10 protein-coding genes and 1 tRNA gene are annotated in these 15,746 nt (G+C 40.7%); 4 read left to right on the forward strand and 7 right to left on the reverse strand.

The annotated features are described in order from the left end of the window. Positions 1–16 precede the first annotated feature (16 nt). Positions 17–2,521, forward strand: a complete 2,505-nt coding sequence (locus FMM05_RS02155) for a TonB-dependent receptor domain-containing protein (protein WP_143371693.1) — start codon at positions 17–19, stop codon at positions 2,519–2,521. 88 nt (positions 2,522–2,609) lie between these two features. Here FMM05_RS02155 and FMM05_RS02160 read toward each other — a convergent pair whose 3' ends face one another. Continuing rightward, positions 2,610–3,017: a hypothetical protein gene (locus FMM05_RS02160; protein ID WP_143371694.1), complete on the reverse strand. Its 408-nt coding sequence runs from the start codon at positions 3,015–3,017 to the stop codon at positions 2,610–2,612. A 140-nt stretch (positions 3,018–3,157) separates the two neighbouring features. After that, a complete protein-coding gene (locus FMM05_RS02165) occupies positions 3,158–4,432 on the reverse strand; it encodes a Glu/Leu/Phe/Val family dehydrogenase (RefSeq protein ID WP_143371695.1) in 1,275 nt (424 codons plus the stop codon). A gap of 372 nt (positions 4,433–4,804) precedes the next feature. Between FMM05_RS02165 and FMM05_RS02170 the strand changes: the two genes are divergently transcribed. The 3 genes from FMM05_RS02170 (at position 4,805) to FMM05_RS02180 (ending at position 7,742) form a co-directional block, all read left to right on the forward strand. Continuing rightward, positions 4,805–6,205, forward strand: a complete 1,401-nt coding sequence (locus tag FMM05_RS02170; protein ID WP_143371696.1) for an MBL fold metallo-hydrolase — start codon at positions 4,805–4,807, stop codon at positions 6,203–6,205. Positions 6,206–6,304: 99 nt separating this feature from the next. Continuing rightward, the gene (locus tag FMM05_RS02175) at positions 6,305–7,489 is read left to right on the forward strand and encodes a TlpA disulfide reductase family protein (protein ID WP_143371697.1); all 1,185 of its coding nucleotides are present in this window, start codon (positions 6,305–6,307) and stop codon (positions 7,487–7,489) included. Between the two features lie 172 nt (positions 7,490–7,661). Beyond that, a tRNA-Tyr gene (locus tag FMM05_RS02180) sits at positions 7,662–7,742 on the forward strand. Between the two features lie 376 nt (positions 7,743–8,118). Here the strand turns inward: FMM05_RS02180 and FMM05_RS02185 are convergent. From FMM05_RS02185 to FMM05_RS02205, 5 genes are all read right to left on the reverse strand, one after another. After that, positions 8,119–9,336: a T9SS type A sorting domain-containing protein gene (locus tag FMM05_RS02185; RefSeq protein WP_143371698.1), complete on the reverse strand. Its 1,218-nt coding sequence runs from the start codon at positions 9,334–9,336 to the stop codon at positions 8,119–8,121. 175 nt (positions 9,337–9,511) lie between these two features. Further along, positions 9,512–11,629 carry a glycoside hydrolase family 97 protein gene (locus FMM05_RS02190; protein WP_394345141.1) on the reverse strand — a complete coding sequence of 706 codons (2,118 nt, stop codon included), beginning with the start codon at positions 11,627–11,629 and terminating at the stop codon, positions 9,512–9,514. 60 nt (positions 11,630–11,689) lie between these two features. Continuing rightward, the gene (locus tag FMM05_RS02195; RefSeq protein ID WP_235894340.1) at positions 11,690–13,051 is read right to left on the reverse strand and encodes an alpha-amylase family glycosyl hydrolase; all 1,362 of its coding nucleotides are present in this window, start codon (positions 13,049–13,051) and stop codon (positions 11,690–11,692) included. Between the two features lie 123 nt (positions 13,052–13,174). Then, complete coding sequence (locus tag FMM05_RS02200) at positions 13,175–14,227, reverse strand: SusF/SusE family outer membrane protein (protein ID WP_143371701.1); 1,053 nt, start codon at positions 14,225–14,227, stop codon at positions 13,175–13,177. A 14-nt stretch (positions 14,228–14,241) separates the two neighbouring features. Continuing rightward, positions 14,242–15,744: a RagB/SusD family nutrient uptake outer membrane protein gene (locus tag FMM05_RS02205; protein ID WP_143371702.1), complete on the reverse strand. Its 1,503-nt coding sequence runs from the start codon at positions 15,742–15,744 to the stop codon at positions 14,242–14,244. Positions 15,745–15,746 lie beyond the last annotated feature (2 nt).

The following is a 15,746-nucleotide window of genomic DNA, read 5'->3' on the forward strand; positions in this document are numbered from 1 at the left end:
ACTATATACTTATTTGATGAAAAATTTCCAAAAAACCATCTTATTCACATTTTTACTTGTGGCTTTTACGGCCTTTGCCCAAAACCCACCTGCACCGGCAAACGCAGTTAAGGTTACCGGTAAACTTATAGAGCAGGAAAGCAAACAGCCGTTAGAATTTGCAACGGTTACTATACAACGATTAGACAACACAACTGTTACAGGAGGCCTTACCGGGGCTGACGGATCGTATAACCTACAGGTAGCTCCCGGCACTTATAATATAAAATTCGATTTTATATCGTTTAAATCTACCGCTATTTCTGCAAAGCAAATTACAGGCGATACTAATTTAGGCACAACGGCTATGGCGCCCGACGCCACCGTTCTTGATGCCGTTGAGATAACAGCCGAGCGCAGCACCGTTGAAATTAAACTTGATAAACGTGTATATACCGTTGGCAACGATATGATGGTGAGGGGTGGCACCGTGAGCGATGTGCTTGATAATGTACCGTCACTATCGGTTGATGCCGAGGGTAATGTGGCCTTAAGGGGTAACCAGAGCGTTACTATACTTATAGATGGCCGCCCATCTAACCTTGCGGGTAGTAATGTTGCAGAGGTGCTTCGTTTGCTACCGGCAGATTCTGTTGATAAGGTTGAGGTTATCACAAACCCATCTGCCCGATATGATGCCGAAGGTGGTGGTGGTATAGTAAATATCATCCTTAAAAAAGGTAAGGCCAATGGTTTTAACGGGTCGGTTATTGCAAATACCGGTGACCCGGAAAACCACGGGCTTAGCACTAACCTTAATTACAGGAGCGAAAATTTTAATATTTTTAGCAACCTGGGGTATAACTACCGTAACAATCCGGGCAACTCGTTTACAAATAGCGAGTATTTAGACCAGGATACTAACGAAACCACAAGCTTTACAAATGAACGCCGTACTAACGACAGGCTTCGTAAAGGTTTTAACGCCAGTTTTGGCCTTGAATGGTTTTTAAGCAAAACGTTTACATGGACTAACTCGGTTAACTTTAGGCGCAATACAGGCAGCAATCCTGCTAAAACCTATTATGATAACTATGATGCCGGTTATAACTTTTTAAACACGCGTTTTAGGTTTAACGATGAAGATAGTAAAGAGAGTAATGTAAACTACTCTACAAGCTTTACTAAAAAGTTTAATGATAAAGGGCACGAACTTAAATTAGATGCATCGGTGTCTAAAAATATTGATGATGAAGATGCATACATCAGCGACCAGATCTTAAATACTGCCGATACCTCTAATAATACGTATGAGCGGACTTTTAACGACCAGGACGAAACACGCGGACTTATACAAGCCGATTATGTTTTGCCGATTGGCGAAAAAAGCCGTTTTGAGGCCGGTTATCGCGGTAGTTTCTCTGAACTGGAAACCGATGCCCGTGCAGAAACCCTTACCGATGGTGCTTATGTAAACAATCCTAATTATACAAACTACCTTCAATACAAGGAAAAAGTAAATGCGCTTTATGCACAGTATGGATCTAAAGTAGGTAAGTTCTCCTATTTTATGGGCTTACGCTGGGAAGACTCTAATATAGATGTTAACCTGCTTACCACCGGAGATTACAATAAAAAAAGATATAATAACTTTTTCCCAAGCGGTGTGTTTAGCTACGAATTTTCGCAAAGCAGCAATATTAGTTTAAGCTACAGCAGGCGCATTAACCGTCCGCGTGGCAGGTTCTTAAATCCGTTCTCAGGCCTTTCAAGTAACATCAACATCTTTAGGGGTAACCCGGACATCAACCCGTCTAAAACCCACGCTATAGATCTTGGCTACCTTAAAAAATGGAGCAAAGTAACGCTAAACACATCGGCCTATATGAACATTACCGATGATACATTCCAGTTTGTAAGGCAGCAATCAGGACAAACATCTAACGGTGTGCCTATTACCCTAACAACACCTATTAACCTTGCTAAAGAATACCGTTTTGGCTTTGAGTTTAACGTAAACTACAATCCGTTTAAATGGTGGAGGATAAACAATAACTTTAACTTTTACCGCAACGAAACTAAAGGTGATTACACATTTAGCTATGTTGATGATACCGGTGCAACGGTTAATGATTTCCAGGATTTTAACAACACCGCTTATAGCTGGACGGCACGTGTAAACTCTAAAATTACCCTGCCATATAAAATAGACTGGCAGTTAAACGGAAACTATGAAGGCCCTCAAAACAATGCACAGGGCAGGCGCCGTGGGCAGTTTGGCTTAAATACCGCCTTAAGTAAAGACTTACTTAAAGATAAAGCCACTGTAGCACTTAACGTTCAGGATATATTTAACTCAAGGAAAATGAGGGTTGAAACTTATATTCCTAACCAGGTAAGCTCTTACAGCGAGATGCAATGGAGGGTTAGGCAGGTAACCTTATCGTTTACTTACAGGTTTAATATGAACAAGAGCGACAGGCAAAAAGAACAACAGCAACGCGGCCAGGATGGCGGCGAAGGCGAATACATGGGAGGTTAATTTACTTGTTCGATTATATGCAATGCCGCGTGGAAGTTTAACTTTCACGCGGTTTTTTTTTGATATTATATACAGTAATAAAGTAAAACTACTTTTTGCTATACAGCTTAAACTTTAAGCCTTTATACAGGTCATCGCCCGAAATGGTTGATAGCACAGCAGTAATAAGGTCGGCATCATTAAAATTGTAAGTGCTAAGTTGTCCCGCGATTGGCATTTCTGTAATAAAATTAATATTGCCAAAGTATAATTTATTATCAGACGACACATACACATTGCGCTGTCCGGACGTTTGCGCATCAAAAGTATAGTTAAACCTGCCAAAAACCCGTGTGTAGTTTTTAGAATAAAACGACAATTGCGGACTAAACATTGGTTTTAAAATGCCCTCATCTATCCTGCTTTCATTAACAGCGGCCTGTAAAAATTGCGGCACCTGTTGGGCATTACAAAAACCAGTGACAATTAAGTAAGCAATAATTAGGGAGCTTTTCATAATGCAGGTATTTAGGAGATTACCAAGTTAAGAAAATTTCTGAGAAACTAAGTCACTTAGTTTCTCAGTCGCTAAGTACTTTAAACAAAAAAGGCACCATAACGGTGCCTTTTGTATATAAATAAAGATATTTCCAAATATTAAGGAAATATACCCCTTTGTTTGTAAGCCATTTCTATCCTGGTAAGGGCTACAATATAAGCAGCAGTCCTCCAGTCTGTTTTATACTCGTCAGATGCTGCAAGTACTTTTCCAAAAGCCTCTTCAAGCTTTTTTCTTAGTTTGCCTATAACATCATCCATATACCAAATTTCACCATTACGGTTTTGAAGCCACTCATAGTAGCTACCAATCACACCGCCTGAGTTACATAAAATATCAGGAATAATTTCTACACCATTGGCAAGCAAAATAGCTTCGCCTTCTGTATCAGTAGGGCCGTTAGCGCCTTCGGCAACAACAACAGCTTTAATATCATTAGCATTATCCTCTGTAATCTGGTTACCAAGTGCAGCCGGGATTATGATATCACAATCGATAGCAAAGAATTTCGCTCCATCAAAATCATGGTCGGTATACCCATGAATGGTAGCATTTTCGGTTTGGTACTTAAGCAAATCCTCAGGATCCATACCATCCGGATTATAAATAGTACCTGTAGCATCCTGAACTCCAACAAGTATAGCACCGTTTTTGTTCATAAAGTGTGCGCTCCAGTAACCTACGTTACCAAAACCCTGTACAATATATCTTTTACCTTCAAGTGTTGTGCCTTTATGTTTAGCCCAAGCCTCAAGCGTTACAACAACACCAAAACCCGTAGCCCTGTCGCGGCCTTCTAATCCGCCGCTACCTACCGGCTTACCGGTAACAACATGTTGGTTTTTAGAGCGCTCTGCCGGCGATTTTGTACTCATGTACGTGTCGGCAATCCAGGCCATCATTTGGGCATTGGTATTAACATCGGGAGCTGGTATATCATGCTCCGGGCCTATGTTATCGCCAAGTGCAAATGTAAATCGGCGTGTAATCCTTTCAAGTTCGCCCTGAGAGTATTTTTTAGGGTCAAGCTGTATACCACCTTTACCACCTCCGTAAGGAAGCCCGGCTAAAGATGTTTTCCAGGTCATCCAGGTAGCAAGTGCCCTTGCAGCATCAAGATCTACCGTTTCGTGGTAGCGCAGTCCGCCTTTGTACGGGCCCAGTGCATTGTTATGCTGCACGCGGTAGCCTGTAAATACCTGTACCTCGCCACTATCCATTTTTACAGGGAAGTGAACTACTATTTCGTTGTTTGTTATAGATAAGATTTTCTTTACGCTTTCGTCAAGTCCCATAACCTCAGCGGCCTTTTCAAACTGGTTCTTTACGTTTTCGTACATTCCCGTCCTGCGGGATTTTGCAGATGTTGCCATAATTTATTTGATACGACTGGTTTCTTTTAAAAAGTTTGTTGCTTAAAAGCATTACAAATATAATAACTTAAATCGATTGCGCTGATAATTTTACAAAAAATATACAATAAAATTATGATTGCAATAATTAATCAAAATGTTATACGATTAAAAATACATATATCATAATTATCAAATCATCAAAATGCTTCGCAAATCGTTAATATACAATACAGTATACAACGTACAAATATCATTAAAAGCGCCTTGCACACATGTTATAAAATGTATAAATTATTTAAGCTATTTTGGTATATTTGCCCTTAGCCTTTTACTTATAAAAGTACCGGGCTTACTACCTGCGTATCAGGCGGTATAAAAACTTTACCAATCATGAAAATAGAACAAATATATACGGGCTGCATTGCGCAGGCCGCCTATTACCTGGAAAGCAATGGCGAAGCTGCCATTTTTGACCCCCTTAGGGAAGTACAGCCTTATATTGAAAAGGCAAAAAAAGATAACGCTACCATAAAGTACATTTTTGAAACGCATTTTCACGCCGATTTTGTATCAGGGCATATCGACCTGGCTCAAAAAACAGGCGCACAAATTGTTTACGGCCCTACTGCCCAGCCTGAGTTTAAAGCTACCATAGCTTTTGACGGACAGGAATTTAAAGTGGGCGATTATACCATTTTAGCAATGCACACACCCGGCCATACGCTGGAGAGCACTTGCTATTTGCTACTAAACGACAACAACAAGATACACGGTATTATTACCGGCGATACGCTATTTATTGGCGATGTAGGCAGGCCAGACCTGGCACAGGCACTAAGCAGCGATTTAACGCAAGAGGTATTAGCATCGCACCTGTTCGACTCTCTTCGCAACAAGGTTATGCCGCTGCCAGACGATATTATTGTATACCCAAGCCATGGTGCCGGCAGCTCTTGCGGCAAGAACATGAGCAAGGAAACTACCGATACCCTTGGCAACCAGAAGAAAGTAAATTACGCGCTGCGTGCTGATATGACCCGTGCCGAATTTATTGCTGAATTGCTTGATGGCCTTGGTAAACCACCGGCTTATTTCCCTCAAAACGTGATGATGAATATTCAGGGATACCAAAGCCTTGATACCGTTATTAAAAACGGTGGGCGTATACTTACCCCCGCAGGTTTTGAAGCTACTGCCAATGCATCGGGTGCTTTAGTGCTTGATGTAAGGAATGAGAACGATTTTGCCGAAGAACACATACCCGGCTCTATATCTATTGGCCTTAACGGAAATTTTGCACCGTGGGTAGGCGCTCTTATTATGGATGTTAACCAGCCCCTTTTACTGGTTACTCCCGAAGGTTTAGAGACCGAAGCCATTACCCGCCTGGCCCGTGTAGGGTTTGATAACACACTGGGTATTTTAGGTGGTGGTATTGCTGCCTGGAAAGAGGCCGGTTTTGAGACCGACAGTATAAAATCGGTCTCTCCGGAAGAATTTGCTGCTGCTTTTGATGAAAATACCCTTGTGGTAGATTCGCGCAAGCCAAGCGAATTTGATGGTGGCCACGTGGTAAATGCGTTAAACATTCCGCTTGATTTTATTAATGAGCAGTTTGAGAAAGTACCGCAAAACCAGCCGTTTTATATTCACTGTGCCGGTGGCTATCGCTCTATTATTATGGCTTCTATATTAAAATCAAGAGGCTATCACAACATGGTCAATGTACTTAAAGGATTTGGAGGTATTAAAAATACAGCTGCACCCATTACACTTAACCAACCGGCATAATTACATTTATAACTATATAAAATTAACGTTTAGCACAAAAAGTGCAGGTATTTTTGTAATACTTTTGCGCAATAATCAAACAAACAAGAAAAAACAACAATGAAAAAAGCAATTTTATTTCTGGCAGCCGCGGCAATGGTTGTATCTTGCAAACAACTGGCAGAAAATGAATACGAAGTTACAGGAACTTTTGCCGATAACACTTTTGATGGCAAAACCATAATCCTTGAAAAACAAGGCGGCATGATGGGGCTTACCCCTATTGACACCGTAAAAGTTGAAGGCGACAAATTTGTAATTAAAGGAACAGCTACAGATCCTGAAATGGTAATGATTAATGTAGAAGGAAAAACCGATGGCAGGATTAATTTTATACTTGAACCGGGCGAAATTGAGATAAAAGTAGACAAAGACACCCTGTACAAATCAGTTACCGGTGGTACTTTTAACAATGAAAAACTTGAAGAATTTAAAGGTATAAGCTACAAAATTTACCAGGAAAACAAAAAGACAGAGGCTGCTAATATGGCTAAAGGCCAGGAAGCCATGAAAACAAACGATACCGTTACATTAAATAAGCTTCGCAAAGACAAAGAGAGCACCGTTAAAAAATGGAATGGCCAGCTTGTGGATTTCGTTAAAAAGAACCCTAAGGCTTATTGTAACCTAATGGTGCTTGGCCAGGTTGCCCAAATGAGGATTAGCAGCATGGATGAGGTTAAGAAATTATTTGATGGCCTTGACCCTTCTTTAAAGAAAACTAAAGAGGGAAAACAAATATCTGATTATTTTGCAAAGCTTGAAGCTGAGAAAAATGGCCAGCCCGCCCCTACTGCGGAAGGCGCTGAGGCTGCCGGTGCTAAAGTAGGTGATCTTGCACCACAATTTAGTGCACCAACGCCGGATGGTAAACAATTAGCTCTTAAACAAGCTTTAGGCAAGGTTACCATTGTAGATTTTTGGGCTTCTTGGTGTAAGCCATGCAGGGCAGAAAATCCTAACGTAGTAGCTCTTTATAATGAGTTACATAGCAAAGGTCTTAATATTATTGGTGTTTCTTTAGACAGAACTGCCGATAAATGGACAGAAGCTATTACAGCCGATAAACTTACATGGAACCATGTTTCTAACCTTAAATTTTGGGATGAGCCTATTGCAAAACAATATGGTGTAGCAAGCATACCTGCCACTTTTGTGCTAGATGCAAATGGTACGATAGTTGCAAAAGACTTAAGAGGTCCTGAACTTAAAGCTAAAGTGCAGGAACTTTTAGCTAAATCGTAAGGCTAAAACACATACAAAGTAGAAAATCTCCTTATGGAGATTTTTTTATTTTACTAACTGCCAGTCCGTTAAAAAATAGTGATTAAATTAGCGTATAATATGTTTGTATAGTTAAAAAACAACGCTATATTTGCACCGCAATAAGGGAAACACTTAATCTCGCAAAGGCAATGGGGAGATACTCAAGCGGCCAACGAGGACGGACTGTAAATCCGTTGGGAAACCTTCGAAGGTTCGAATCCTTCTCTCCCCACTTTTTATTATAACCTGCAAATTCAAGGATTTGCAGGTTTTTTAATTTTTAAGCACCTCATCAAAGTTTATAAAGAAGCCCAAAGTTTTTTGTGGCAAAATTCTACTCAATTTTTTTACAAAGCACCAAATAATCATTTATAAATTAACAAATTAAGTAGGTTTACAAATTCATTTTTAGCACGGTATAATTCTACCTTAAGCAATCACGTTTAGGTATTTAAAAAATAGCTAACTTATTTTCAAAAGCTTATAAAAGCCCTGCAAAACCAAGGGATTGCAGGCTTTTTAGATAAGGTTACTTTATAAAAGCAGAGGGTATATTAAATTACTTTAATATACCCTCTCTATAATTTAAACAAGCTGTAAACTAAAACTTAATTTTTAAGCAGCTTGATTGTAGAATACGAATTATCTATAATAATTTTCGCAAAATACAGGCCACTACTCAAACCTGAAACATTAATGTTAGCTTCTTTATTTTTTGGATTGACTGTTAATATGTTTTTTCCTGAAACATCTGTAATTTCTATGCTTTGAATATCGTTTTCAGAAGTAAAATTCCAAACTGACTGCGTTGGATTAGGATATACCATTATACTAACTTTACTAAAGTTTGCTGTACCAGCTACCGGATCGGCAAAGCTATAGGCACCTGTTGAAGTATTTAATGTTATGCTGTAAGTACCGGCCGTAGCAGGGATTCCGCCACCGCTTTGTGTCCCTGTCCCGTCAGGAAACGTATTAGCGCTCCATTCCTGTATCCACGCGTTATTAGCCCGAAATTTAGCAACTCCATCCATAAGGGTAATACTGTTTAAAAAATAATTTACACCATCGGTTGTAGAAAGCGTATGCGGATCTATTTCGCCAGGCGTGTTTAATGGCCATCCGTTTGGCGTGGCATCACCTACAATGGCAATTGTAGAAAAGTAAATATTGTACTCTAACGTATTTTTATTAAACGTTACATTGTAGGTTCCCGTGGGCACATCTATGGCCGACTCATCATCAAATACGGCTGTTCCGGAAGGAAATGCACTGGCTCCCCAGTTAGTTGCCCAACCATGGTCCTGCCTGAATTTTACAGCACCCGAAAGGGCTACCTGGCTTACACTGTAATGAATACCATCTGTAGTAGCCATATCCGTATCTAAATCCCAGCTTCCACCTACAACACCGGGGCCTACAAGGCTAACAACCGGATAAAGGTTTTGTGCTACAAAGCTATAAGCCAACGTTGTGGAATTAAAAGTAACATCATACACACCCGCTATTGTAGGAATGTTGTTAGTTTGGCTGTCAAACAGCCCGGTACCATCCGGAAAAGTAGCTCCGCCCCAATTGTTAGTCCAGGAGTTGTCTGCACGGAACTTAACAGATCCCTGAAACGTAACCAGGTTATCATAAGTCCATGTAATACCACCATCGGCTGTAAGCATCTGTTTGGCATCTACCGGACCCGGATTTGCTGATTCGCCTGGCCATCCATTTGGGCCTGTACCATCACCTACAATTGCTATTGAAGTAAATTGTGCGTTTGCAAAACAAAATGCAAAAAGACACATAACTAGATAACGTAATTTTTTGTTCATAATGTTTGTTTTTTAAGATATTAATTAATTGAATAACCGACTCTTAGGATAAATTCCAAGCATGAAATTTATGTAAATACAGCAAGCAATACCCTGCCCGACAACTTATCCTAAGTTCAGGTTATATATAATAAGCGTAATATTAAATTATGCAATGAAAATTGCTAACGCAAAATCATAGTTTTTTGAAGGCTTTAATATCGGCATCGGTTGCTTCTTTAATGCTGATAGCAAAACCTCCGCCCGGTGCAACAAATTGTTTTAAAGTACTTTTAGAAGTAACAATTACTTTCGTAATAACATAGTTTTGTGGCTTTTGGTTCCAGTTGGCATCTTTAGCATCGGCATAAATAGTGGCAACATATTTTTTGCCTGCCGGAAGGTAGCTAAAAGGTACTATAGCAGTCCTTGAATTCTCATCGGTAACGCCGCCTACAAACCACTCGTTCTTACCTTTAGCTTTACGGGCTATGGTTATATAATCGCCTGGCTCTGCCTCCTGCACATAAGTGTTATCCCAATCTACAGCCACATCTTTTATGAACTGAAATGCATCAGGAAAGCGCTCATAGTTTTCAGGAATGTCAGCTGCCATTTGTAATGGGCTGTACATAGTAATATAATAAGCCAGCTGTTTGGTAAGTGTAGTGTTTACGCGTTGGTTACCACCGGTTTTGTAATAAGTAAGATCGGTTTGAAAGATACCCGGGGTATAATCCATAGGCCCACCCATAAGGCGCGTAAACGGTAATATTGTTGTATGCTCGGGAGCTAATCCGCCCATAGCTTCAAACTCAGTTCCACGAGCCGATTCCTGTGCTATCCAGTTAGGGTATGTCCTGTTTAATCCCGTAGGGCGCACGGCTTCATGGCTGTCTATCATTATTTGGTAATCAGCCGCCCTTTCGGCAACATGTATATAGTGGTTTACCATCCATTGCCCATCGTGGTGCTCGCCACGTGGTATTATGCTACCCACATAACCTGTTTTTACAGCACTATAGTTGTTGTCTTTCATAAACTGGAAAGCCCTGTCTAACCTGCGCTCATAATTTGTGGCCGATCCTGATGTTTCATGGTGCATAATAATCTTTACCCCTTTAGATGCTGCATAATCACGCAGCTTTTTTACATCAAAATCCGGGTATGGCGTAACAAAATCAAACACCTCTTCTTTCCAGTTGCCTATCCAGTCTTCCCAACCTATATTCCAGCCTTCTACAAGTACAGCATCAAAACCATGCTTAGCCGCAAAATCTATATAATGCATTACACGCTCATTAGTAGCGCCGTGCTTTCCGTTAGGAGTAAGTTTGGTAAAATCATCCGTAAGCTTTACGTTATTCTCTTTACCATAGGCCCAGGTACTTTTACCTGCAACAAAATATTCCCACCATACGCCAATATATTTGGTAGGCTTTATCCATGATACGTCTTTGTATTTAGTAGGTTCGTTAAGGTTTAAAATAAGTTTAGAAGCTAAAATATCGGTAGCTTTATCGCTCACTATGATAGTTCTCCATGGGGTTTGTGCATCGGTTTGCATATAGCCATTATTACCCACAGCATCGGGCGTTAGATGCGAGCTTAGTTTAAAACCAGAATCTACATTTAAGGACATCGCCGGATAATTAATAAGCGCTGCCTCATGAATGTTGATAAACAACCCATCCGACGATTTCATCATAGATGGGGTTTGAACCGATGGGTTGGCAATAGGCTGCTGTGCACTTATTTCTATAGTTGCCTTTTTTTGCAATGCAGGTATTTCGGATAGTTTAGATGTTGTATATGCATACTCATTAGTATCATAATCGCCCGGAATCCAAAATATTTTATGGTCGCCTGCAAGGTTAAATTGAGTGTGCTCATCTTTAATAATAAAATAGCTTAGTCCGTCCTGTTTGGGGAATTCATACCTAAAGCCCAGGCCATCATTAAACAAACGGAACCTGATGCCAATGTACCTGTTGTTATTTTTTGGCTGTGTTAAGGTAACAAGCAATTCATTATAATTGTTACGAATTGTTTTTTCCTCGCCCATTACAGGTTCCCATGTAGTGTTTACAGTTGCCTGCTCGGTTTTAGATACCGTAAAGCCGTCTGTAAATGAGGCGGCATTTTTAACCTCAATACCTAAAGTACTTGGCTTAATAACAGCTTTGCCTTTATAGGTTAACTGGTAAGACGGCACGCCGTTTTGCTCCAGTTTAAACTGAAGTGAAAAATTTTTATCCGGGGAAGAAAGGTTTTGTGCCTGCATTACAAAAGTGTTAAACACACTAAAGAGCATGGCCACAAAGGCTATATATTTTAAATTCATTGGATTATAGTAAGGATTAATAACGCACAATTAGTTTTTAAGTACAAGGTATTGGTGTGCCTGTAATGTTACCTGCGTGCCTATAGTAAAAGGTGCATTAGAAAAAGCATCTTTCCAGGATGTGGCGCCTAAAGCAGTAGGTACAATATAGCTTACCGGTACATTAGTAAGATTAGAAAGCACTAATACTGTCTCGCTATCTTTTTTCATAGTAAATACACTTACCGCATTGCTGCTATAACCCGTATAGCTACCTGATTTTATTGCGTTGCTTGTACTCCTGAAAGCAATTATCTTTTTATATTCAGCCAAAACACCTGCATCGGCAGTGTTCCAGTCTATAGGTGTTTGGTTAAAATAGTCTATACGCTGATTATAGCCAATTTCCTGTCCGTTATATATCATCGGTACCGATTTCATATACGCGGCAACTACAAATGCTGCAAGAGAGCCATCACGGCCGTTAAATAACTCGTAAGGAGTACCATCAGATAGGTTTACATCATGGTTGGTTGTATATCTAACCACACGTTGCGACTCAGTATAGTTATTAGCATACTCAGTAGCATTTGAATCCTGAAGGTAAGTGGCAGGTTTGCTGCCGTTGAACACCTGCTCTAAAGCGCTAAAAAAGTTGAAGCCAAAGGTAAAATTAAAGCCCGCCTGAAAATGGTTTACCCTTGTACCCTCGGCAAGCATTAACAGTTCCTGGCTTTTAACCGAACGTACTTTGGCAATAGCTTCCGTCCAGAAACCCTGCCCAACAAAATCAGCGTAATCACATCTAAAACCATCTATATTGGCAGTATAAACCCAATATTGCATAGCATCTATCATGGCAGCCCTCATTTCTTTATTGTCAAAGTCTAACTGTGCTACATCATTATAATTAGTTCCCGGAGGTATAATAATATTGCCCTCTTCATCTTTTTGGTACCAGTCAGGATGATCAGTAATCCATGCATTATCCCATGCGGTATGGTTAGCCACCCAGTCTAAAATCACAGCCATATTTTTTGAATGTGCTTCATTTACAAGGGTACGAAGGTCTTCCAGCGAACCAAAATCGGGATTTACAGCCTTGTAATCTTTTACAGCATAGGGAGAACCCTGACCACCGGCAGAATTTAATTGCCCAACAGGGTAAATGGGCATAAGGTAAACCACATTAGCGCCCAAGGCTTTAATGTCGTCAAGTTTAGCGCGTACTCCGTTAAGCGTACCCTCCTGACTAAACGCGCGGATGTTTACCTGGTATATTATGGCATCTTCGGCTTTAGGCATAGCTGTAAAAGTACTGCCGTATTGCTCATAAGGGGCAGCGGCCTTGTCATCATCATTGCTGCAGGATAGTAATGCAAGTGCAAACACAACTGCATGTAGTATATTCATTTTTAATTTCATGTTTTTTGATCTTAATATGGGTATGATTAAGTAATGCATCCTCCTGCCAGTATGAAAGCAGGAGAAATGCTTACCAGAAATAATCAACTGAACCAAATTTATTCTTAATACTTAATTTTTAATAACAGTATATGTTGCGGTTGCAGGAGGAGTGTCAACTGCAAAGGTTACGGTATAGTTACCACTTTCTTCTATCGTATGCGCTCCGGAATTGTCCAGTACAACTGTACCGTTAGCAAGTTCCCCACTTTCTCCATTAGCAGAGCCGTAGTTAATTGTCCATGCATCGTTTAGCCTGAATTTTAATGCTCCCGGTGTTAAGTCTCCGGTATACGTCCATCGTTCTGCAACATGGTCGTAGCTCATATTGGTATCGGCATCCCAACCACCCGGGGTAGCTGTACCAATTATGCCGTAAGCGTAAGGTACTGCACTGTAGGTTAATGTATTTAGGTTTACTGTTATTTGGTAGGTTCCCGCAGCAGGGACTGATAAATTATCATCATCATTCTCTGCAATGCCGTCGCCGCCGGTAGAACCATAAAATGTATCCCAATTTTTCTTAGGGGTAAACTTAAATTCAAGCTGCCCTTCAGGAAAAGTGGCATACCCCTGAAAAATACCTTCCTCTATACCCCTTAGCCTTGCAGCAGTTTCGGGGTTCCAACCCTGGTACTGGCCCGGCATATACATCATCAGTTCAAAAGGTGTTACATTTAAAACAATTGATTTAGAATACACAGCACGATCAAGCGTTGCTATTGCACGAACCGCCAGTTGGCCCGGTGTATCGTATTGCAAGCCTAATGCTAATGCTATAGTATTAAGGTCTTTGCCTAAAAATGATTTACTTAGAACAGCCTCGCCTACCTCAATGCGTTGGGCATTAGCCCATGCGTTAGCGCCAAGGGTATCTGTTGGGATGTCGATTTCTAAAGCATAGGTAACCGGAGCATTTACAGGAAATGCCACATCCTGCCATGACAGCGTAGTTACCGTTTGAAAATTGTTATCGGCATCAATTACAATGGTAGTTGAAGACGCTTCGATGCCGCCCGCAAAATTTACTGTACTTAAAGTAGTAAGGTCGCCATCATCGGTACACGATGCGCCAAGCAGGGCAACGGCAAAAACAGCAAACAGTTTATTTATATGTTTTTTCATGATTTTCTAAATTTTTAGTAACCCGGATTTTGTACAAGCCCGGCGTTAGCATTTAAAGCTGATGTTGGGATAGGGTATAATTTCCTGAATTCTGGCGATGTGCCGCTTTTTAAAGTTTTAGGTAACAGGAATTTGCCAAAACGTATCATGTCCTGCCTCCTGTGGCCTTCCCAGTTTAACTCAAAACCACGCTCATCATAAATATCATCCAGGCTTGGATTGCCAGACAATGCGTTAAGCCCGGCACGCTGTCTTGTCATATCTACATATTGTTTTGCTACCCCGGCATCGCCAAGGTGTACATTACATTCAGCCATCATTAACAATACATCGGCATACCTGTAAATAGGGAAATCATTAGATGCTCCACCCCCATCCATTGTACCGGCGGGATAAAATTTAAGCCCGCGGATACCTGCCAGTGGTGCAGCACCCGGATTATCAAGGGAAGCTACATCAAGAGTATAGTTTACACCACCGCCCTGGTCGCCAAATAAAAATTGTTTTTTCCTTATGTCGTTATCATCAAATTTCTCAAAGAAATCCCTTGGTACAATGGTACCATTCCAGCCGCTAAATCCTATTAGTGAAAGTGCGTGAACGCCATAAAGGCTTCGGATGCCATATACATTTCTTGACACCACATTTGCGGTAGCAAACATAGATAATATGGTTTCATCCTCCGGATTTGTATCGCCAAATAGCTCGTAAAAATGGTAGCCAAGCGGGCTCGCTGCATTCACTCCGCCAGGATGCAGTGAAAAACCACCCTCACTAACCTTTTGGCAGGCTGCAAGGCACTCACTCCATTTAGGGATTCCTGTATATACTTCAGCATTTAAATATACTTTAGCCAAAAGCGTATAGCCTGCCCATTTATTAAACCTGCCATAGTAGTTACCACCTTTAGTAGCCGATAAATTCTCTACATTTTGGGTAAGTTCTGTTACTATAAAGTTATAAACTTCTTCGCGGCTTTTTTGTGGTATCTGGTCTACCGTTATATTATTTTCGGTGTAAAACGGTACATCACCAAAATCATCAATAAGCAGGTAATAAAAGAACGCCCTGAGTACTTTTGCCTCGGCAATTTTAGAAGGGTCTGCGTTAGAAGTTTCAAGCAGTGATACCGCTAAGTTGGCATTAAAGATCGATTTATACAGCCAGTTCCAGGTATTGTCTATCATAGTGTCTGTAGGCAGCCACTCATGTTTGTAAATGCGTGCAAATTCTATAGACCAGTTTCCATCGGTACGGTGTGGTATTACCTGCTCATCGGCACTCATAGAGTTTAGGTCGTACCAGCCCATATCGGCACCGGCATAACCTACACCATTCCAGTTACCGCTTACCTGTGCATAAACACCGGCAAGGGCAACATCAGACCCTTCGGCCGATCCGTAGAAATCATCTGTTGTGTATCGATCATATACTGTTTCGTCTACATCGGTACATGCGGCAAGCAGTACAAAGCTAAAGCTAAATAATATGACTAAATTTTTTAATTTCGTTTTCATTC

This window comes from Flavobacterium zepuense (assembly GCF_007097145.1).
GTDB lineage: Bacteria > Bacteroidota > Bacteroidia > Flavobacteriales > Flavobacteriaceae > Flavobacterium > Flavobacterium zepuense.

What these genes read in the sequence shown, in the direction of transcription:
- FMM05_RS02155 (WP_143371693.1), top strand. Translation starts at nt 17, where the DNA reads ATGAAAAATTTCCAAAAAACCATCTTATTCACATTTTTACTTGTGGCT.
- FMM05_RS02160 (WP_143371694.1), bottom strand. Translation starts at nt 3,017, where the DNA reads ATGAAAAGCTCCCTAATTATTGCTTACTTAATTGTCACTGGTTTTTGT.
- FMM05_RS02165 (WP_143371695.1), bottom strand. Translation starts at nt 4,432, where the DNA reads ATGGCAACATCTGCAAAATCCCGCAGGACGGGAATGTACGAAAACGTA.
- FMM05_RS02170 (WP_143371696.1), top strand. Translation starts at nt 4,805, where the DNA reads ATGAAAATAGAACAAATATATACGGGCTGCATTGCGCAGGCCGCCTAT.
- FMM05_RS02175 (WP_143371697.1), top strand. Translation starts at nt 6,305, where the DNA reads ATGAAAAAAGCAATTTTATTTCTGGCAGCCGCGGCAATGGTTGTATCT.
- FMM05_RS02185 (WP_143371698.1), bottom strand. Translation starts at nt 9,336, where the DNA reads ATGAACAAAAAATTACGTTATCTAGTTATGTGTCTTTTTGCATTTTGT.
- FMM05_RS02190 (WP_394345141.1), bottom strand. Translation starts at nt 11,629, where the DNA reads ATGCTCTTTAGTGTGTTTAACACTTTTGTAATGCAGGCACAAAACCTT.
- FMM05_RS02195 (WP_235894340.1), bottom strand. Translation starts at nt 13,051, where the DNA reads ATGAATATACTACATGCAGTTGTGTTTGCACTTGCATTACTATCCTGC.
- FMM05_RS02200 (WP_143371701.1), bottom strand. Translation starts at nt 14,227, where the DNA reads ATGAAAAAACATATAAATAAACTGTTTGCTGTTTTTGCCGTTGCCCTG.
- FMM05_RS02205 (WP_143371702.1), bottom strand. Translation starts at nt 15,744, where the DNA reads ATGAAAACGAAATTAAAAAATTTAGTCATATTATTTAGCTTTAGCTTT.